18 protein-coding genes are annotated in these 18873 nt (G+C 67.2%); 8 read left to right on the top strand and 10 right to left on the bottom strand.

Features of this window, described 5'->3' with window-relative positions; translation table 11 throughout:
- Positions 1-94: 94 nt before the first annotated feature.
- The 5 genes from LZC95_31750 (at position 95) to LZC95_31770 (ending at position 4554) form a co-directional block, all read left to right on the top strand.
- Positions 95-700: a hypothetical protein gene (locus LZC95_31750; GenBank protein WXA91015.1), complete on the top strand. Its 606-nt coding sequence runs from the start codon at positions 95-97 to the stop codon at positions 698-700.
- Positions 697-1497, top strand: a complete 801-nt coding sequence (locus LZC95_31755) for an ABC transporter permease (GenBank protein WXA91016.1) — start codon at positions 697-699, stop codon at positions 1495-1497. Before LZC95_31750 ends, LZC95_31755 begins: the two co-directional genes overlap by 4 nt.
- A complete protein-coding gene (locus LZC95_31760; protein WXA91017.1) occupies positions 1494-2126 on the top strand; it encodes a hypothetical protein in 633 nt (210 codons plus the stop codon). The genes LZC95_31755 and LZC95_31760 overlap by 4 nt, the downstream gene beginning before the upstream one ends.
- Positions 2127-2222: 96 nt before the next feature.
- A complete protein-coding gene (locus LZC95_31765; GenBank protein ID WXA91018.1) occupies positions 2223-3779 on the top strand; it encodes a lysine 5,6-aminomutase subunit alpha in 1557 nt (518 codons plus the stop codon).
- A gap of 19 nt (positions 3780-3798) precedes the next feature.
- Positions 3799-4554, top strand: coding sequence for a cobalamin-dependent protein (locus tag LZC95_31770; GenBank protein ID WXA91019.1), 756 nt, complete (start codon positions 3799-3801; stop codon positions 4552-4554).
- A 154-nt stretch (positions 4555-4708) separates the two neighbouring features.
- On the opposite strand, the gene LZC95_31775 is transcribed toward LZC95_31770, so the two are convergent.
- The 5 genes from LZC95_31775 to LZC95_31795 form a co-directional block, all read right to left on the bottom strand.
- Positions 4709-4915, bottom strand: a complete 207-nt coding sequence (locus tag LZC95_31775) for a (2Fe-2S)-binding protein (GenBank protein ID WXA91020.1) — start codon at positions 4913-4915, stop codon at positions 4709-4711.
- Positions 4916-5036: 121 nt separating this feature from the next.
- Complete coding sequence (locus tag LZC95_31780) at positions 5037-6119, bottom strand: dipeptide epimerase (protein WXA91021.1); 1083 nt, start codon at positions 6117-6119, stop codon at positions 5037-5039.
- Between the two features lie 15 nt (positions 6120-6134).
- Entirely contained in the window at positions 6135-7034 is a 900-nt protein-coding gene (locus tag LZC95_31785) for a D-2-hydroxyacid dehydrogenase family protein (GenBank protein ID WXA91022.1), read from the bottom strand.
- A 174-nt stretch (positions 7035-7208) separates the two neighbouring features.
- The gene (bfr, locus tag LZC95_31790) at positions 7209-7679 is read right to left on the bottom strand and encodes a bacterioferritin (GenBank protein WXA91023.1); all 471 of its coding nucleotides are present in this window, start codon (positions 7677-7679) and stop codon (positions 7209-7211) included.
- Between the two features lie 191 nt (positions 7680-7870).
- Positions 7871-9811 carry a hypothetical protein gene (locus tag LZC95_31795; protein WXA91024.1) on the bottom strand — a complete coding sequence of 647 codons (1941 nt, stop codon included), beginning with the start codon at positions 9809-9811 and terminating at the stop codon, positions 7871-7873.
- A 45-nt stretch (positions 9812-9856) separates the two neighbouring features.
- Between LZC95_31795 and LZC95_31800 the strand changes: the two genes are divergently transcribed.
- A complete protein-coding gene (locus LZC95_31800) occupies positions 9857-10276 on the top strand; it encodes a polymer-forming cytoskeletal protein (protein ID WXA91025.1) in 420 nt (139 codons plus the stop codon).
- Entirely contained in the window at positions 10273-10788 is a 516-nt protein-coding gene (locus LZC95_31805; protein ID WXA91026.1) for a hypothetical protein, read from the top strand. The genes LZC95_31800 and LZC95_31805 overlap by 4 nt, the downstream gene beginning before the upstream one ends.
- On the opposite strand, the gene LZC95_31810 is transcribed toward LZC95_31805, so the two are convergent.
- Both LZC95_31810 and LZC95_31815 read right to left on the bottom strand, forming a co-directional pair.
- Positions 10785-12647: a serine hydrolase gene (locus LZC95_31810; protein ID WXA91027.1), complete on the bottom strand. Its 1863-nt coding sequence runs from the start codon at positions 12645-12647 to the stop codon at positions 10785-10787. The two genes, LZC95_31805 and LZC95_31810, sit on opposite strands and share 4 nt — an antisense overlap.
- Positions 12648-13037, bottom strand: coding sequence for a BlaI/MecI/CopY family transcriptional regulator (locus tag LZC95_31815; protein WXA91028.1), 390 nt, complete (start codon positions 13035-13037; stop codon positions 12648-12650).
- A 78-nt stretch (positions 13038-13115) separates the two neighbouring features.
- Here LZC95_31815 and LZC95_31820 point away from each other — a divergent pair, with 78 nt between their 5' ends.
- Positions 13116-13517, top strand: coding sequence for an NUDIX domain-containing protein (locus tag LZC95_31820; protein ID WXA91029.1), 402 nt, complete (start codon positions 13116-13118; stop codon positions 13515-13517).
- Between the two features lie 165 nt (positions 13518-13682).
- Here LZC95_31820 and LZC95_31825 read toward each other — a convergent pair whose 3' ends face one another.
- The 3 genes from LZC95_31825 to LZC95_31835 are packed head-to-tail and all read right to left on the bottom strand — an operon-like array spanning position 13683 to position 18695.
- Entirely contained in the window at positions 13683-14342 is a 660-nt protein-coding gene (locus LZC95_31825; protein WXA91030.1) for a DNA-3-methyladenine glycosylase, read from the bottom strand.
- Positions 14275-17433, bottom strand: coding sequence for an AAA family ATPase (locus tag LZC95_31830; protein ID WXA91031.1), 3159 nt, complete (start codon positions 17431-17433; stop codon positions 14275-14277). The genes LZC95_31825 and LZC95_31830 overlap by 68 nt, the downstream gene beginning before the upstream one ends.
- On the bottom strand, positions 17433-18695 hold the full coding sequence (locus LZC95_31835) for a DNA repair exonuclease (GenBank protein ID WXA91032.1): 1263 nt from the start codon (positions 18693-18695) through the stop codon (positions 17433-17435). Before LZC95_31835 ends, LZC95_31830 begins: the two co-directional genes overlap by 1 nt.
- Between the last annotated feature and the right edge of the window lie 178 nt (positions 18696-18873).

Here is an 18873-nt window from a genome sequence, read left to right on the forward strand (position 1 = left end):
GAAGGACCACTCGAAGCAGATAAGCCAATCGGACGACGACGTCTCGAAAGATACGGGTTAGAGTGCGGGGCGCATGGCGGGCGCAACGCGGCGAATGCTTCTTCTTGCCCTTGCCTCGCTGGCGGTGGACCGCGTGGCGCGTGCCCAGGAAAATGCGCTGACCGAGGCGGAGCTCGCGCGCATCGAGCGCGGTGAGACGGTGGTGCGGCCGCAGACGTCGCACCTCGATGGGCACCGGTACGTCGGCGGGGTGACGTACACCATCGTGCCCGTGAGTGCGGAAGAGCTCCTGGCGCTCGTGGACAGCGAAACCGCGTACGCCGAGGTCATGCCCCGCGCGAAGTTCGTGAAGCGCCTCCAATTCGGGCCCGAAGGCGGGTACATGGAGGTGCACCATGGCAACGCCTTCATCGATGCCGCGTACACGATGCACCTGAAGAAGGAACCCGCCGAATCGCGCATCCGATTTTGGGTCGACCTGTCGCGCCCCCACGACGTGGAAGATGCGTGGGGCTTCTTCCGCTACGCGCCCCTGCCCTCCGGCGGCGCGGGCGAACCGCGCATGCTTCTCACTTACGGCGTGCTGGTGAACCTCGGCGACGGCATCCTGCGATCGCTCTACGAGGAGAAGGTGCGCACGGCGATGCTGTCGCTTCCGCAGCGGCTGCGGCGGTACGTCTCGCGGACGTTCCATCGATGATGTCCCGCGTCGTGGCGATCACCATGAACGCCTTCCGCGAGGCGGTGCGCGCGCGCGTGCTGCATGCGCTGCTCGCCCTCGCGCTGGCGACGTGCGCTTACGCCGTGCTCGTGGCGGCGCTGTCGATTCACGAGGAGCTTCGCGTGGTGGCGGACCTCGGCGCCGCGTCCATTTCGCTCTCCGCGGCGGTCGTGGCCATCGTCCTCGGGTCGACCACGTTGCACCGTGAAATCGAGTACAAGACGATTTTCCCCTTGTTGACCCGCGCGCTGCGCCGGCACGAGTACTTGGTGGGCAAGTACCTGGGGACCTTGCTGACCATCGCCGTGTTCGTGGCCATTCAGGCCGCGGTGGTGCTCGCGGTGCTGGCGCTCGAGGCGGGTGGGAACCTCGCGCTCGCCGGCCGGGAGATTCGGCTCGTGCTCGCATCGAGTGTGCTCACGCTCTGCGAGTCGGCCATCGTCGTCGGGCTCACCACGGTCTTCGCATCGTTCTCGTCGCCGGCGCTGACGGCGGTGTACAGCGGCGGGGTGTTCCTCGTGGGGCGGCATGCCGACGCCCTGGCGCACCTTCCGTCGCGGTATTTCCCGGAGGCGGGGCGCGCGGTGGGGCGGACGCTGTCGTTCGTCTTTCCCAACTTGAACCTCTACGCTCCGCCGCGGGCACTGCTCCTGGGCGAGGTCGCGGGCACGCCGCTTTGGCCTTTCGTTGCGGGGGCCGCGCAAAATGCGCTCTTATACGCGGTGTTGCTCGTCACCATGGGGGTTCTCTTGTTCCAGCGGCGCGATTTTCCGTGAAGGGCGTGGTCGTTCGCGTCGTCCTCGCCGTGGTGGTGCTGCTCTCGGTCGCGATGGCGCGGCAGTATTCCATTGGGGCGCGCTCGATGTCGGCGAGCGATGCCGCCATGTCGCGCGGCGATGCACCGGCAGCCATCGACGAAGCGCGCGCCGCGGCCGAGGCTCGCGCGCCCTTCAGTCCGTACCCCGACCGCGGATTCGAGCGGCTGACCGCGCTGGCCCAACGCGCCGAGCAAAGTGGCAACTGGGGCGATTGTGCACGAGCCTGGCGTGCAGTGCGGAGTGCTGCACTTTCGACCCGCGTCCTGGAGGGCGATGGCGGCGAGCGACTGCACGAGGCCAACGTGCAACTTGCACGCATCGGCGCCCGCACGAGATCCGATGTTTCCGCCGCCACCGGCGAAACGCTCACGGGCCCCGCGCTCGAAGAGCATCTGCGCGAGGACCTCGCCCGCGACGAACATCCGAGCGCCTTGGCGTACGCGGCACTCGGGGCCGGGGGAATCCTCTTTTATTTGGGAATCGCAGGCCTCTTGCCCGGCGGCCCGAAGCGCTGGCCGGCAAAATGGATGGCCGCGCTCGTGGCAGCCGGAGCCCTGCTCGCGATTTTGGGCTGTCTCCTCGCTTGACCCGCTCCCGCTCCCGTCTTTTTTATTCTTCGGGAGCGGGAGCGGGAGAGGGGTGAGGGGTTGTGCACGGTGGTGCGGTCGTGGCAAATGCCGATCATGCCGACCGTACCCATGGACGAGGACAAAGTCGCGGAATGCCGCGGGCTCGCGTCCGACATTGCCGATGACGTACAGCGTTATATCGACCGTCACACGACGGTGGGGGCGGAACGCACGTTTCTTCGAGCCTACGGCGTCGACGGTGTCGACGATCAGGGCGCCCCGCTCGTGAATTTGGCGGTGGACCGCTACCACAAGGCCGGGCTCTTGGGCCGCGGAATGCCGCTTTTTCTGGGGCGCGCACTGCTCGACGGCGCGAGCACGATTCAAGACGCCGCCGAGCGCCTCGCCTATGGCCACGAGATCGACTCGGGCGAAGGCGGGCCTTCGCTCGAAGAGGTGCGCGGGGCGCTGGCGCCGCATACGACGGCGGCCATCGAGCGCATCGACCGCGCGCGCAAAGAGCGCGAGGACCTGAAAGAGCGCGTCCGCCCCGGTGGAACGCCGCTTCGTTACGTCATCGTGGCAACGGGGAACATTTACGACGACGCGGTGCAGGCCAAGGCAGCCGCATACGCCGGCGCCGACATCGTGGCGGTCATCCGCGCGACGGCGCAGTCGTTGCTCGACTACGTGCCGCACGGCGCCACCACCGAGGGTTACGGCGGCACCTTCGCCACGCAGGAGAACTTCCGCATCATCCGCCGCGCGACCGACGAGGCCACCAACGAATATGGCCGTTACATCCACCAGACGAATTACTCGTCGGGGTTGTGCATGTCGGAAATCGCGTGGATGGGCGCGGTGGAGCGGCTGGACATGCTGCTCAACGATGCGATGTACGGCATCTTGTTCCGCGACATCAACATGTGTCGAAACTTCGTCGACCAGTACGTGTCGCGAAGATTCATCGCGCGCTCGGGCCTGATCATCAATACGGGCGAGGACAATTACCTCACCACGGCCGACGCGGTGGAGAAGGCCCACACGGTGTTGGCGAGCCAATTCATCAACGAGGCCTTCGCCAAGCGCGCGGGGCTCGTCGACGAGCAAATGGGCCTGGGGCACGCTTACGAGATCAATCCATGGCTGGAAGATAGCTTCCTCATGGAGATCGCGCAGGCGCAGTTGATTCGGCAGATTTTCCCGCGCCATCCGATCAAGTGGATGCCCCCGACAAAGCACAAGGTGGGCGATATCTTCTTCGCACACGTGCACGATGCGATGTTCAACTTGGTGGGCGTCACGACGAATCAGTCCATCGAGTTGCTCGGCATGTTCAGCGAGGCGATTCACAACCCGATGCTGATGGATCGCTATCTGTCATTGAAGGCGACGCGTTACGTGTTTGGCGCGGCAAAGCACCTGGGCGACGAGATCGAGTTCAAGAAGGACGGCATCGTGGCGACGCGCGCGCGGCAGGTGCTCGACGAGGCGCACGAGCTGCTCGCCGAGGTGAAGCGCGATAGCATTTGGGATGCGATTGGCACCGGCGCATTTGCCGACGTGAAGCGCACGCGCACGGGCGGCAAAGGCTACCGCGGTGTCGCGGAGCGTTCGCCCGACTATTTCAACCCCGTCCTCGATGTGCTCGAGGGCAAGTCGTCCCTATAAATCGAGAAGAGATCGCGCCATGCCCAACAAGCTGCAAAACGCACCGCTCCCCAGCCGCCCGCTTTCTCCGTATGGCGATCGCGATGGAGACGGCATGGTTCAACTCTCCTTCACGTTGCAGCTTCCGCCGTCGGCCCGCGCGCGAGAAGCCGCGAAGCAGCTGGCGGAATCGCACGGCATTCGCGAGCCCATCGTGGCCACGATGGAGGAGTGCGCCCAGGGTTATTCGTACTTCGTGGTTTACGGGCACTCGCAGCACACCGTCGACGTGGCCGCCATCGAGGTGCCCGAGGTGCGCACCGAGGCTCTCTCTCGCGAGGAGATCGAGCATCGCATCACGGCGCGTCTCGGTCGCAAAATCGTGGTGGTGGGCGCGTGCACGGGCTCGGACGCGCACACCGTCGGCATCGACGCGGTGCTCAACTACAAGGGCTACGCGGGCGACAAAGGCCTGGAGAGCTACAAGGGCTTCGAGGCGTACAACCTGGGCGCCCAGGTGGAAAACGAGCAGCTCGCCGAACGCGCCCGCGCGCTGAATGCGGACGCCATTCTGGTGAGCCAAGTCATCACGCAACGCAACTGCCACAAGGAAAACGCGGGCGCGTTAATCGACTTGGCCAAGAAGCAAGGCTGGCGCGACAACCTCGTTCTGCTCCTCGGCGGCCCGCGCATCGACCACAAGCTGGCCTTGGAGCTGGGCTACGACGCAGGCTTCGGCCCCGGCACCAAGCCGAGCGACGTGGCGTCCTTCTTGGTGGAGAAGATCTGCGGCTAAATATGGATCGCCGACATCTTGCCGGCGGTCCGCCGCCTTCTAGGCGACTCGTCGAGCAGGTCTAGCCGGCTGGAAGCCGGCGCACCGCCGGCATCTTGCCGGCGCTCCATGCTCGATTCATCGCTTCGAAGAAAATCGCTTCGAAGAAAGAGTTTTAGGCTGCGCAGGGGGCGCGGACGAGGGAGGCGGCGGAGATGAGCTCTTCGTGCTCCTCCACCATTTCCTCGATCATGTGGTGACAGGACCCGCAATCGCCGCCGGCCTGACAGGCCTGGGTCACCTCCTCGCGGGAACGAGCGCCCTCATGGATAGCAGCGCGGACTTCGGACTCGGTGACGGCGTTGCAGATACAGACGAACATGCTCCAGGAGCGTCTCGGCGAGTTAAGCGGCGGCCGCCTCGACTTTCCTTAGGATAATGAAAGCTATTTTCAGTTTCAAGCCGATAATTTGACCCATCGGTCCGTCCATGACGGATCTGGCCTATTTTCGCGGGATAACGCCGTGGCCGGCCGTGATGTGGCGAAGCTGGACGGTGGCTCCGTTGTACTCGAGACCCCCGTCGAGGGGCTCCTCCGCCATGAAGAGCGGGGTGTCCAGGTCGATGTGGGTGAAGCCGCCAACCCCCGCGGCAAAGCACGCGGACATGGACATGGTGAGCTTGGACTCGACCATGCCGCCGATCATCAGGCCCAACCCGGCGGCGCGCGCGACGGCGGCGATGTCCAGCGCTTCGGCCACGCCGAATTTGCTCAGCTTGAGGTTGAGCACGTTGGCCGCACCGCGGGAGGCGATCGTCCAAGCGCCCTCGAGGCTGGCGCAGCTTTCGTCGGCGGCCACGGGTGCTTTGCCCGACGCGGTCACGCGCGCGAGGCCGTCGAGATCCCGTCCGGCGACGGGTTGCTCGAGCAATGCGAGGCGCACACCGCGGCGTTCGAGGGCGTCGAGGAGCTCCAACGCCACGGCGGCATCCAAGCCCGCGTTGGCGTCGGCCACCAACGTCGCGTGCGGGGCGGCTTCGTGCACGGCCACGATGCGCTCGACGTCTTCCGCGAGCGCGACGCCGCCGATCTTGATCTTGAAGGTGCGAAAGCCGCGGCCCGCCCACGTGCGCGTGGCCTCGCTGGCGCGGGCAACGGTGCCTGTGGGGATGGTCATGTCCGTCACGAGCTCCGCCTCGCGGCCGCCGAAAAAGGCCCAGAGCGGAATGCCCGCGCGGCGCGTGAGGGCGTCGAGCAATGCGGTCTCGATCGCACAGCGCGCGGAGCCCACCTTGGGGATCGCACCGCGAAGAACGTCCGCGACGGCGCGCCATTCGCGCACGTCGCACCCCTCGATGCGGGCGCGCACCGACTCGATGGCGGCGCGCGCGATCTCCTGCGTCTCGCCGTTGAACGCCGGCAAGGGCGCTGCCTCGCCATAGCCACGCGTGCCATCGGCGAGCTCGGCCACGACGAGCAAGTTGCGCACGGCATCCTGCGAACCGCCCGAAATGCCAAAGGGCTCGCGCAGGGTGATGTTCAAATCGTGGACTTCGAGGTGACGGACGGTGGTGGCGTTGTTCATATGCGAAGGTGGACTCTACTCGGCGCTGACCGCGCGAAGCAACGCGTCCACGGCGGCGTCGTAATAGGCTTCGTAGGTGCCCATTTCCGCGTAGCCAAGGTGCGGCGTGCACAGCGCATTGGGCAGGCGCAAAAGCGGGTGCTCGCCGCCGAGCACGGGCTCGTCCTCGTACACGTCGACGGCGGCGAAACCTGGGCGGCCTTTTTCCAATGCGGCGACGAGTGCCCCGGGTTCGATGAGGGGAGCGCGGCTCGTGTTGACCAGGAGCGACGTGGGCTTCATCCACGCGAGATCCGCGGCGGTGACGATGCCGCGGGTTGCGTCATTGAGGGGCAGATGCAGCGAGAGAACGTCGGCCGACGCGAAGAAAGACTCGCGATCGCCCGCGTTCTGGCGCCCCAGGGCAGTGACCTTCATGCCGAAGGCTCGCCCGACGTCGGCGACCGCGGTGCCGATGCGCCCGAGCCCATAGATACCCAATGTCTTTCCGCGGAGTCCGGTGCCGACGGTGCTCTGCCAGGCGCCCTCTTTCAGCGCGCGCACCTCGAAGGGAATATGGCGGACGCTGGCAAGAATGAGCGCCCACGTCAGCTCGGCCGTGGCGCTCGGGGTGCCCTTCCCCGCCGTGACGATCACAATGCCGCGCTCGGCGCAGGCCTCGACGTCGATGTGGCTGGTATGGGCCCCCGTTTGCGCGATGAAGCGTAGCTTGGGCAGCTTTTCGATGACCGCGCGCGGGAAGCGCGAGCGCTGCTGCGTGAGAAGGACGGCCTCGGCGTCGCGCAAACGCGCGGCGAGCCTATCGGGATCGCGCTCCGTATCGCGGAAGACGGTGACATCGTGCCCGCCGAGGCGGGCGAAGGCGGCGGTCTCGGGAAAGACGCCCGGGTAGTCGTCCAGCACGGCGATGCGCATGGGACGACTATAGGGCGCCTCCCAGAGAGAGAGTTCACAGGAAGGCGGGAAGGGATTTTCAACGCGCCGCTGCGCGGAACGCTTCTTGGGTTTTCATTTTCGGTTCACGACGCCGATTGAAACCCTCACAAAACCTTTCCCGTCTTCGCGTCTTCCTGTGAACTTCTCTTTTCTCTATTCTTTGATCTGCTGCGCGAGGTAGTGCGCCTCGCCGAGTTGCTTCACCAGCTCGAGTTGCGACTCGAGCCAGTCGACGTGCTCCTCCTCGCTCACGAGGATGTCCTTCACGAGATCTTCGGTGCCATTGTCGCCGGTGTCGCGGCAGATTTGGATGACGCGATTGAGCAGCGGAATGGCCGTCATCTCCGCGGCGAGATCGTTCTTCAAGATCTCGACGGGCGTCTGGCCGATGTTCACTTTGCCGAGGCGTTGCACGTTGGGAAGACCCTCGAGAAACAAGATCCGTTTGATCAGTTTGTCGGCGTGCTTCATCTCATCGATCGACTCTTTGTAAATCTTCTCGTTGAGCCGCTGGTAACCCCAGTTCTCGCACATGCGCGCGTGCAAGAAATACTGGTTAACGGTCGTCAGCTCGCCGGTGAGGATCTCGTTCAAGAGGTCGATGATTTTCGAATCGCCTTTCATGTCGACCTCCGTTCTCCGGAGGCATTTCGGGCTCCGGCTTGCTGCAAATGGTTTTCACTCGAACGCGGACTCATAGCGAACAAAGACCATCTCTAGAGGCCCATCGCAAGGAGAACCGCATCGATAATTTCACTTAGATTGTTCGCGAATTTCATTTGCAACTTCGACATCCGATCCCACTGCGAAGTCGACTATCGAGAACTCTTTGGAGCGAGGTCGATGGTCATCCAAACGTCGACGCCGTCGCGACCCAAGCGATGCGAACCGGTCACGCGGAGAACGATGCATTCGCACCGATCGCGCAGCTCGATCGAGCCGCGGGCGCCGAGCAAACGGGGCTCGTCGAGGTCTGCATCGACACCGCTGCGCGTGACGATGGCGTGCGAAAACGGAATGGATGCGGCAAGTCCGCCGGTGGTCCCGGGTGCGGAGAGGAACCCGGCCGACGGTTCGAGCGGCGCATCCGTGAGGAGTCGCGCGACCACAGGGTCAACGCCTTTGCGAACGGCCACGTTGGCCGAAAGGTGGAGGCCATCGATGCGACCGACGCGGGAGCGTGCGACCACGGCGTGGCCATCTTCGGCCACGTCACCCGAGGGTCGAAAGGCACGCAGAACGTGGGCGCCCTCGGCGCCGAGCCCGAGGAACGTGTGTGTGGCGGCGGCGCGCCATCGCATGACGGGATCGGCACGGGTGTCGTCGCCGGTGAAGCCCGCAGAGGCAGCCGCCTCGAATCCGTCGCCGCGCCCCCACCGGCCGAGGGCATTGGCGAACCCCGTTTCCGCGACCCACGTGCCGCCCGACACGCCGCCAAAGCCGCGGGCGCGGCCGAAGTCCGTCGTCAATGCGTCATCCGCGCGGACCCCCAAGGCTGCGACGCTGGCGCGCGGCTCGATGCGGTGACGCCATGGATCGGCGGGATCGCTTCCCTCGAAGCTGCGCACGAAGGGCACGGTGAACTCGGCGCGCGCACTGCCCGCGGCGTCGATGCCGCGGCGCTCGCCGCCGGCGGCATTGCTCGCACCGCGCAACGAGAGCGATGCTCCCACGGCACCGAATCGGGTCGCGAACAACGCGCCGCCCTCGGCGCGAGCGTAGGGGACCATTTCGCGAGAGTCCTCGGCGCGGAGACCGCCGCCGGTGAGGGCGATGTCGTAGGCACCGATGCCGCCGATCGCATCGCCACGGCGCGCGGTGACGAGAGGGCCCCACGCGCCCAAGCTTCCCACGTCGCCGCCGCGCACGGAGGTGGAGCGTAGGCCAGCGGAAAAGGTGAACGGGCCCTCGCGAAGCTGGCCCTCCGCCCGCGCGCGGTCGAAGCGGCGTGCGGCGGCCTCCAATTCCGTGGTGGCGCGAAGTCCGCGTGCACCGCGAAGCACATCGATGTCCCATGCGAGGGTTTCGCCATTGGCGCCCGGACGCGAGGTGTCCACTTTGTCGACGATGCTGCCGCGGGCATCGGCGACCAGGCCGTCGCCGTCGAAATGGTCGTAGCGCACGCGCGTCTGGCTGGCGGGCGTGCGCAAGTACATCTCGTAGGCGCTGCCGCCGCGAAGGTAGGCACCGGCGCGCACGTCGAGAGCGGAGCTCGGGTCGTCGGGTCCCCACGGAAGATGGATGCCGCCGCCGACGAAAAAGCCGTCCGCACCGCGGTAGGCGAGATCGGGCGCGAGGACGCCGAAGCGCTGCGGCGAGCGAAGCCAGAAATAGGGGAACCAGAAAATGGGAAGCCCGAGGACCTCGAGCCGCGGGTGACGAAGAACGAGATCGCCCGGCGGCGCGACGATGGCGCCATCGAAACCGACGGCCACCGGCGTGCCGAGGCATTGGCAAAATGCAAGACGGCCCGTGCCCTCCACCTCGATGCCGTGGGGGGTGCGGCGCAACTTCAACGCATCGCTGCGCAAATGAAAGGGCGGCGATTCGAGGCGGACGTTGCCGCGCAGTTCGAGCTCGCGCAAACGCGCGTCGAGCACCACGTCGTCGGCGTGCGTCTCCAGCGGCGGAATGTCGGCGGCCGCCACGCGGGGGATGACAACGACGGAAAGGGCGAGTCCTGCTGCGAGCGCGGCCGATGCCCCGGGTGCCAATACGCAACGCGTGGGTAGCACTTTTGCGGGCGATGTAGTCACGATCTCGAGTTGCCCGGATGCCGCTGGCCTGCTAACTGCCCGACCATGGATTCGTCCCTACCCGCCACCGAAATTACGGCACTCCTTGGGCGCGGCACCCAGTTCGAAGGAAAGCTCGCCTTCGAGGGGCGCGTGCGCATCGACGGCGTCTTCAAGGGGGAGATCAAGAGCGAGGATACGTTGGTCATCGGAGAAGGGGCCGAGGTCCACGCCGAAGTCGACGTCGCCACGGTCATCGTCCGCGGCGGGCAGGTGCACGGTAACATCCGCGCGAAGCACGCCATCGAGATTCATGCGCCGGGCAAGGTGATTGGCAACATTCACTCCCCCTCGGTGTTCATCGACCGCGGCGTCGAGTTCCAGGGCAGCTGCCGCATGGATCCCGTGGACAGCAAGCCCGCCACCGCCACCGCCCCCGCCGCGAAGCCCGCCGGGGCTACGCGCTCCAGCCAGCAAACAGCGTGACGGACGTGACAGGCGTGACGGTGCGCGCTCTGCTCGTGGCGACCGCCGTCATGGCGGGATGCGCAGGCTCGGAGAGCCCGAAGCCCGCGCCCGCGGTCACGCCGTCGCTTCAAGCGACGACGTGGACGGCGACGGATGCCGCGGTGGAGCCGAAAAAGCCGGCCACGCCGGAGCGCTCGATCGAGGCGCTCGCGGAGGACGGCAAGGCTGCGGCCGCGGGCATGCGCACGCTGAAGAGCGCGCAGCTCTCGGGGCAGCGCGAGGTTGGCCAGGAGCTGCTCGCACCGGGCGATGCCGATGCCTGCGTGCGCATTGCCTTCAGCGCGGGCGAACCCGTGGTGGCGCAGCTGCTCGACGACAAGGGCCGCGTGCTCTCGGAAACGCCGGCCACGACGGATGGGAGGCTGGGCGAACGCGGTCCCGTGTGCATCCGCCGCCAAGAAGCGATGCGCGTTCGTTTCGCCGCGAAAGGCGACGCCGACGTCCGCTTCGTCGCCTGGACGTCGCGCTAGCGCGCCCCTCGTAACCAGCGCGAGGCGACGCGGGCGAAAACGGGCGCAGCGACTTTGCCGCCGCTTTCGCCTTGGCGCGCTTGCTCGATGCCGACGAGGATGACGGCGCGCGGGGCATCGGCGGGGACGACGCCGACGAAGCTCGCGTAGAAGGCCTCGGTGCCGTCGGGGAGTGACCACACGGAGGTCCCCGTCTTTCCGGCCATGGGGACGCCGTCGATGCGTGCAAGCTTGCTCGTGGCGCGCGGGTGGTTCACCGCTCGCTGAAGCAGAGAGAGAACGGTGTGGGCCGTCTCGGGGCGCACGACGCGTTCACGCGGGACAGGTCCCTTGCGCCGGGTGGACGTGGGCGCGATGTACACGCCGTCGTTGGCCAAGGTGGCGTAGGCGGCGGCGAGCTGCAGCGGGGTCGCCGTGCCTGCCCCGCCGACGCCCATGGCCGGACCGCGTTCGATGCGTGCAGGCGCATCGAAATGGAAGGCGCGCAGCCATCGGTCGAAATGGTCCGGGCCGATGCGGTCGTAGATCTTGGCTATGCCGATGTTCGAGGAGACGGCGAGCATCTCGGGGATGCTGAGCACGCCGTTGGAGTCGCCATCGTAGATGCCGCCGTCGTGGCGCGCGCAGTCGATGCGCTCGTCGGGGGAAAGCGCGCCTTCCTCGAGCGCGGCGGCCAAGGTGATCGCCTTGAAGGTCGAGCCGGGGACGTAGCTGCTTCGCGCCGAGCGGCTGGCGTTGGCCAGGATTTCCCCGGTCGATGGGTCGAGCGCCAGGACGGTGCCGCCCTGGGCGTGCCATTCGGCCATCGCGCGATCGAGCTCCTCGTCGGCGATGGCCTGCAGCGAAGGGTCGAGGCTCGATGGCGCAGGCTCCGCAGGCGCTGCGGCCGCGACGGCGACGACGCTCACAGCCACGCCGCCGGCGAGAATGCCCGCACGGAAACGCGACGGCGGGCGGCGGGCGCGGGCCGCGGCAACGATGGCGGTCACGCGGGCGACGAGCTGGGAGCGCTCCGCCATTCCCAACGCAAACGAGGGCGCGGCGCGCGATGCACCGGCACCCGCGATCGCGAGCAGATCCTCCGCATAGGCCGAGGCGCGTGCCCCCGCGACGAGCACCGCATCGTCGGCCGCGAGCTCGCGTTCCACACGGAGGCGCCTCACGGCCATCCAGACCAGCGGATCGAACCAATGCACGGCACACGCGAGCTGCGCCATGGCATGCACCAGGCAATCACGCTGGCGGACGTGCGCAAGCTCGTGCAACAGCACCGCGTGCCGGCGTTCCTCGCTCCATTGCTCCGAACCACCGGGAACGAGCACCACGGGTGCGAACAGGCCCGTGACCGCCGGCGCATCGAGTTCCTCGGTCACGCGCACCGCCGCACGGACGCCCATGCTGGCCTGCGCGCGCGCCATGGTGCGCGACCATGCGGCGGACTCCGCGGCCCGCCGCACGATCGCCCGCGTTCGCACGAGCCCGACACCGAGACGCACGAGCACGAGCAGCGCCCCCAGGGCCCACACACAAGCAAGCGCGCGCGCGACGTCGAAGCGTGCGCCCTCGCGATGAACTGCGACAGGCGGCGCATCGCCCGCCGCAACGACAGGGGTTGGGTCATCGACCGGCGCGGGATCCACGATCACGACGCCGCGGAGGACCGAGGCCGGCGCCTCCACGTGCCACGAAGGCGTGATCGACGACACGATGGGAACGAGCAACACGCCGCCGAGGGCAAGCGCGAGCACCAGCCGGCGCGTGGCCGCGCTCGCACCGCGCAAGAACGGCATGGCCACGAGCGCGAGGCCGAGCAGCACCGCCCCACGAAGCGCATTCGCCACGAAAAATCCGGGCGACACTCAGCGCCCCTCTTTCTTGGCGCGGTCGATGATCTCGGACAGCCGATCGAGCTCGGCGCGCGAAAGTTTCGCCTGCGAAGATTCCACCAGAGTCGCCACCGCTTGATCAACGGACCCGGCAAAGAACGTCTTCACCACGTGGGCGAGCGCGCTTTTTCGCGCATCGCTCCGCGCGACCGACGGCGCATAGACGTACTTTTGCCCTTCCTGCGCGTGCTTGACGTGCCCGCGCTCCTCGAGCAGACGCAGCAGCGCGCGCACCGCGGAGTAGCTCGGCGGATCGGGAAGTTCATCCAGCACTTCCTGCGCGGTGGCCCGCCCGCGCCGGTAGATGATGTCCATGATCTCCCGCTCGCGACGCGTGAGGCTTTTCTCCGGGGTCTTCGCCATCGATGCCAAGGTGTAGCCGATGCTATAAATTTAGCAACCATTGGCCGATGGGCATTCATCGACTAGAACGCTCGCATCGTGGGTCGCATCATCGACAAAGTCGCATGGATTCGCTTGAAAAATGGGCGCATTTTGAGCACGCGCTCGCATGGCAAGGACGTGTATTACCTGCCGGGCGGCAAGCGCGAGCCGGGCGAAAGCGACCAAGATACGCTGGTGCGCGAGATCAAAGAGGAGCTCACGGCCGACATCGTCCGCGAAAGCGCAACGCACGTCGGCACCTTCGAGGCGCAGGCCCACGGCCACCCCGAGGGCACGCTCGTCCGCATGACGTGCTACACGGCCGACTACAGCGGCAACCTAGCCGCGAGCAGCGAAATTGCGGAGGTCGCGTGGCTCACGTACGCCGATCGCCCGCGCGTCTCGCCGGTGGATCGCATCATCTTCGACCACCTCCAAGCCACCGGCCAACTCGCGTAAACTCGCGCCGCGGAGGAGAAAGAGTTCACATGAAGGCGGGAAGGCGGGAAGTTTTTTTGGTTTTCTGATTGGCCAACGTGCCGAAAGGAAAACTCTCAAACCTTCCCGCCCTTCCCGCCTTCATGTGAAATTCCCCAGGGAGAGCGGATCGACGTCAGAGCTGGGTTAGCTGCCTAGTCCGATCTGTCGCGGGCTCGGGCGGGAGACGTGGCGGCTGCCCGTTTCGAAGAAGCGCCACGGCTTCTCGGCCCACGTGCCCGAGTAGGCGACACCGACCCGCGCCGTCGTGGTCATTTTGGGGCGGCCTAGGTGCGGTGTGCGTGGGGCGAGGAATAGGGAGCTCTCGCGCAGGTTGAAACCATCGTGGGCGCGGGTGATGCCGAGGGCGCGGGTCATGCGGCCGGGGCCATCGGTGCGGGCGACCTCGGGGATGCCCGAAAGGGGCTCGCCCGCCCGCACCAGCACGGCGTGGCCTTTTCCTTCGCCGAAGCAGACGACGTTGAAGCAGTCGTACATGCCGTAGATCAAATAGACGTACGCATGCCCGGGTGGACCGTAGAGGGTGCGCGTTCGCTTGGTGAGGCCGACGCGCGCGTGGCAGGCGAGATCCGTCGGGCCACGGTAAGCCTCGGTTTCGACGATGCGCACGGCGCGCACCTCGCCATCGAGCTGGTGCACGAGCACGGTGCCGAGCAGCTCGCGGGCCACCACCAGCGCGTCGCGCGCGAAGAAGTCCGCGCCGAGGCGCGTCTCGTAGCTAAGTTGGGACGGAGGCGTGATGGGCATCGGGAACGACGTCGCGCACCAGATCGACGAGGCGCGCATGACATGTAAATAGCAGCACTTGCGTGCGCTCGGCGAACGCGGAAAGCGCTTCCAACGCACCGCGGGTGCGCTCCTCGTCGAAATTGACGAGCACGTCGTCGAGCACCATGGGCAGAGACTCCGCGCTCTTGGAGTAGCTCTCCACGTACGCCAGGCGCAGTGCGATGAAGAGCTGCTCGCGCGTACCCGTCGACAGCGCGTCGGGATGCACCGTGCGGCCGTCGTCGCGCTCCACCAAGAGCGAGCCATCGAGTCGCCGCTCGATGCGCTGGTAGCGGCCGCGGGTCATGCGGGCAAAGGCCTCCGAGGCACGGAGCAAAAGCTCGGGCTGGTGCTCGCGCTCGAAGCGGCGGATGCTTCCATGCAGGATTTCCTCGGCGAACGTGAGCACCGCGTAGCGTTCCACGTCCTCCGCCAGGGCCGCGCGATCCGCCTCCGCGGCGGCTTGTTCGTCGGCGGCGCGCGAACCACCATCGAGCCGTGCGAGGCCCTCGGTGAGCTTTCCCACCTCTTGATCGATGCCGCGCGCACGCTCGCGCAACGCGTCGGCCTCCTGCTCCAGCGCATGGATGCGATGCTCGAGCAACTCCGGCGCGGCCTCGGCCACCTCCGCCAGAAAGGCGTCCTGTCCCCAGCGCGCGCCGGCGCGACGAAGGACACGCCGCTGCTCCTCGGCCGCGCGCACGAGCTCGTCGATGCGCAGCGCCAGCTCGGCCACACGGCGCACGCCCTCGTCATCCCCCTGCCCCGCCAGCGCGCGGTATTGCAGGATCTCTTTTTCGGTCGCCTCGAGGCGCGCCCTCGCTTGCTCGGCACGCTGCTCGTCCGCCTTGCGCCCGCGTTCCAGTTCTTCGCGCATGCGCACCGCTTCGCGCGCGGCCAAAAGGCGCCCTTGCCATCGCTCCACGCTGCGCACGGGTTCGGAGATGCTCGCCTCGAGCACGCTCCCCAGAAGGCGCACGCGTTCCTCGTAGGCCTCGGTCTCGCGCGCGATGCGTTGCGCCGCATCCTCCAAGTGTTGCTCCTCGCTCAGGAACGTCCGACGCAACTCCGCGAGATCCTCCACGATTTTGCGCGTCCGCGTCACCCCCAGATCGGGCGACAGGCCCATGCCCGAGGCAAGCTGCGCAAAGCGCGCACGCCACGCGCGTTCGTCGCGTTCGAGGCGCTCGCCGTCGCGCCGCCACTTCGCGCGCTCTTCGGCACACGTGATGGACATCTCCACGTACGCCAGCCGGTCCTCGAGCCAGCGCCGCATCGAAGGTGGGCTCATGGGCTCGATGCCCGAGCGCGCCCACAGCGCGAGCCACTCGCGCCGCGTCTCCTTCTCCGTCTCCTCGAACTTCGCGATCTCGCGTTCCAGCTCGCGCACCTGCTCGCCGAGCCGCGCGGCCATCGCCTCGTGCAGCGCGCGCTTTTGCACGGCGTCGGCGTGCAGCCGCATGCGATCGGCCACGTCGTCCGCCACCGCCACCGCGCGCTCGTAGGCGCGGGCCAAAGGCTCGCCTTCGCCGTAGCGCTTCACGTCTTCATCCATCGCGCCCGCCCCCAACACGAGCGCCCGCTCCACGATGCGCCAACCGATTTCCCTGCGCGCACGCGCCGACTCCAGATCGCGCGCCGCCGGCGCATGCCCGGCCGACTCGATGGCCGAGAGCTCCTGCTCGTGCGTGCCGAGCTGCCCCTTGAGATCCGCGCGCCGCTCCCGCCGCATGCCGAGCTCGCGTTCGCATGCGGCGAAGCGCACCTCGAATCGCGACACCTCGTCCACCGGCGGCACGACCATCGTGGCAGGATCGAGCGACTCGAACGTCGACAGCGGCGCCTCCAGCTTTCGCCGGTGCTGCTCGCGCTGCCGGTCGAGCGCCTCCAGCTCCTGCTCGCGCTCCGTCCACCGTTCGCGCTCCGTGCGCAGCCGCTCGTGATCGGCCGCTGCATCGAAAAAGTCGCTCTTGGCCATGGCATCGAACCGCATCGCACGAAGCGCGGCCAAGTCCCACGACGGGTGCATCTCGCGAAGGCGCTCCTGCGTGCGGCGCCCGAGACGCTCCACGTTTTCCGCGTTCTTCGGCCGCTCCGTCAGCAACTTCTTGTACGCGCCCAAGTCGCCTGCCAACGCATCGATCGCATCGGCAGCCGCGAGCGCCGCCGGATCGTCGCGCCATGCGGACAGACGCTCGCCCGTCTCGCGCGTCCGCTCCTCCACCGAGCGCAACTCCTCGCGCACGCGTTCGCGCACCGCGACCAGCTTCTCGTACGCGCGCCCGCTCTCCGCCGTGAAGCCGCTCGGGCACGACAGCGCCTCGAGCTCCGCCTCGGCCTCCCGCAGCGCGCGATAGGGCTCGATGGCCATCATCACCGCGCGGGTGCGCTCCACCTCCGTGCGCCGCGCAGATTCCTCGGCGTAGGTGCTCTGCGCCAGCGTCTTCTGCTCGCGCAGCTGTTCGGTGACCCGTCGGTGCTCCTCGCCCGGCGTCGTGGCCGCGCGAATCGCGCGACGCCGCTCGTCGAGCACGCGCGCCAGCTGATTGATCCGCGGATTGCGCCCGCTCTCCTTGAACAGCGACTCGCGCTCCTTGCGTAGATCGCTCAGCACCTTCTCCAGGTCCACATTGCCGCCGAAACCTGCACCGTAAATAGCGCTGCGCACCTCGTGCTCTTTCAGCGACTCGGCGCCGCGCGCCAGCATGTCCAGCGAGAAGCCGAACACGTTCTCGAACACGGCGCGGCTCGGCCGATCGAGTCGGTGATGAAACCACTCCTCGTCGAACTCCTCGCCGCCCTCCAGGCTGCGCCCGAAGAGCGTCTGCTTGCGTCCCTTGGTCCGCGAAGCCTCGTAGCGCCGGCCATTGTCGAGCTCCACCAGCGCGCCCACGCGCAAATCGCTCTGCTCGAAATCCAGCACCAGCTCGGGGCTCTTGTCGCGGAAGCCGAAGAGAAAGCAGCGGATCGCCGAAAGCACCGTCGTCTTCCCCGCCTCGTTCGGCCCGTAGACGATGGTCAGATGGCGGCCCTTGCCCTCGCCCGCGAGCGAAAGCTTCTTCTCGCGGAAGTGCCGGAACCGCTCGAGGTCGAGCCGCAGGAGACGCATCAGTCGTTTGCACCCGACGTGAGCCGCTCGGCCAAGAGCGCCTCGGCCCGATCGAGCACGCCCGCGAACCATGCCTCGTCTTCCACGACGATTTCCAGCTCCTCGAGCTCGCGCCCGAGCTTCTTCTTCAGCGGCTCGAGCGCGCGCAAGAGCCCGAGCCGCTCGGTGTCGGCGTCCTCCCCGCGCAGGCGGTCCGTCCACGTCAGAAGCTCCGCCACCAGCCCCTTCGCCGCGCGCAGCGCTTCAATCGACGCAGCCGGCGAGGTCGAAAGCTTCACCTTCTCGAGCCACACATCGCCGCCTCGATCGATGGTGTCGGCGCGGATCTGCCCGAGGATGGACTCGCGCTCCGCCACGATGGCCGCGTGCGCCCGGCAGCTTCCTTTGATCTCGAGCCGCACCGCGGCCAGGGAATTCTCCGCCCGCGCCACCACGTCATCGAGCCGATGGCGCACCTTCTCGTAGAGGTCCGCGGTATCGTCCTCGGGCCCGAGGAGCACCTCCTCCACGAAGTAGCGCATCGTGTCCGTCGGCATGAAGCGCACATCCAGCGCGCGATCGCCCGAGCTCTCCACGAGCACACATCCCTTCGGCCCGACCTCGCGCACGCTCCGCCCCTGCGTGTTGCCCGGGTAGACGACCCACGGATCCTCGTGAAGCACCGCATGCGAGTGCACGTGGCCCAGCGCCCAGTAGTCATAGCCGTGCGCCACCAGCTCCGAGACGGTGCACGGGGCGTACGCCGCATGGTCGCGACTCCCCGTGGCGTTCGTGTGAAGCACCCCCACGTTGAGGAGGCCCGCCACCGGTGGCGCGTAAAGGGGAAGGAGGCTCTTGTCGACCTTCTTCTGGGCGTAGCTCACACCGTGGAAGGCCACGCCCTCGGCCTCGAAGAGGTGCGTGTACTTTCCCCGCTTCGAGCCGGCGGCGCCGAACTCGAACACATGCTCGGCGTACGTGAGCTGCTTGGTGAGCTCGAAATCGTGGTTTCCGCGAAGAAGCAGCACCCGGCATGCCGTCTCGCGAAGCCGGGCGAGTTGGCTCACGAAGTAGAGACCGGTCCCAATGTCCTTCCAATCCCCGTCGAAAACGTCGCCCGCCAGCACGAGAAACTGCGCTTGTTCGGTCAGGCACAATGCCACGACGCGCTCGAATGCCTCGCGGGTGGCTCGTCGAGCCCGCTCGACAGGTGCGCCTTCGTAGCGGGTTAGACCACGGAGTGGGCTGTCAATGTGCAGATCAGCCGCGTGAACGAACTTCACCCGCGTGTTCTTAGCCGATTAATCGGCGCTCGCGGCAAGAGCACTTCCGTAAGCAGGGAAATGTAAGGCGATCTCGGCGCTAATTCTTCCCACCGCTGGCATGGTTGTCGCTTTTGCGCCTCTCCCCACGTGATAAGCTCCATACGTTGGCCCCCGGTTGCTGCGTCGGGCCAACCAG

The sequence above is a fragment of the Sorangiineae bacterium MSr12523 genome (genome assembly GCA_037157775.1).
Classification (GTDB): domain Bacteria; phylum Myxococcota_A; class Polyangia; order Polyangiales; family Polyangiaceae; genus Pendulispora; species Pendulispora brunnea.

Bases quoted from the DNA above. Each gene is read 5' to 3' on its own strand.
- LZC95_31750 (WXA91015.1), top strand. From the start codon at position 95: ATGCTTCTTCTTGCCCTTGCCTCGCTGGCGGTGGACCGCGTGGCGCGT.
- LZC95_31755 (WXA91016.1), top strand. From the start codon at position 697: ATGATGTCCCGCGTCGTGGCGATCACCATGAACGCCTTCCGCGAGGCG.
- LZC95_31765 (WXA91018.1), top strand. From the start codon at position 2,223: ATGCCGACCGTACCCATGGACGAGGACAAAGTCGCGGAATGCCGCGGG.
- LZC95_31770 (WXA91019.1), top strand. From the start codon at position 3,799: ATGCCCAACAAGCTGCAAAACGCACCGCTCCCCAGCCGCCCGCTTTCT.
- LZC95_31775 (WXA91020.1), bottom strand. From the start codon at position 4,915: ATGTTCGTCTGTATCTGCAACGCCGTCACCGAGTCCGAAGTCCGCGCT.
- LZC95_31780 (WXA91021.1), bottom strand. From the start codon at position 6,119: ATGAACAACGCCACCACCGTCCGTCACCTCGAAGTCCACGATTTGAAC.
- LZC95_31785 (WXA91022.1), bottom strand. From the start codon at position 7,034: ATGCGCATCGCCGTGCTGGACGACTACCCGGGCGTCTTTCCCGAGACC.
- bfr (WXA91023.1), bottom strand. From the start codon at position 7,679: ATGAAAGGCGATTCGAAAATCATCGACCTCTTGAACGAGATCCTCACC.
- LZC95_31800 (WXA91025.1), top strand. From the start codon at position 9,857: ATGGATTCGTCCCTACCCGCCACCGAAATTACGGCACTCCTTGGGCGC.
- LZC95_31815 (WXA91028.1), bottom strand. From the start codon at position 13,037: ATGGCGAAGACCCCGGAGAAAAGCCTCACGCGTCGCGAGCGGGAGATC.
- LZC95_31825 (WXA91030.1), bottom strand. From the start codon at position 14,342: ATGCGCGCCTCGTCGATCTGGTGCGCGACGTCGTTCCCGATGCCCATC.
- LZC95_31830 (WXA91031.1), bottom strand. From the start codon at position 17,433: ATGCGTCTCCTGCGGCTCGACCTCGAGCGGTTCCGGCACTTCCGCGAG.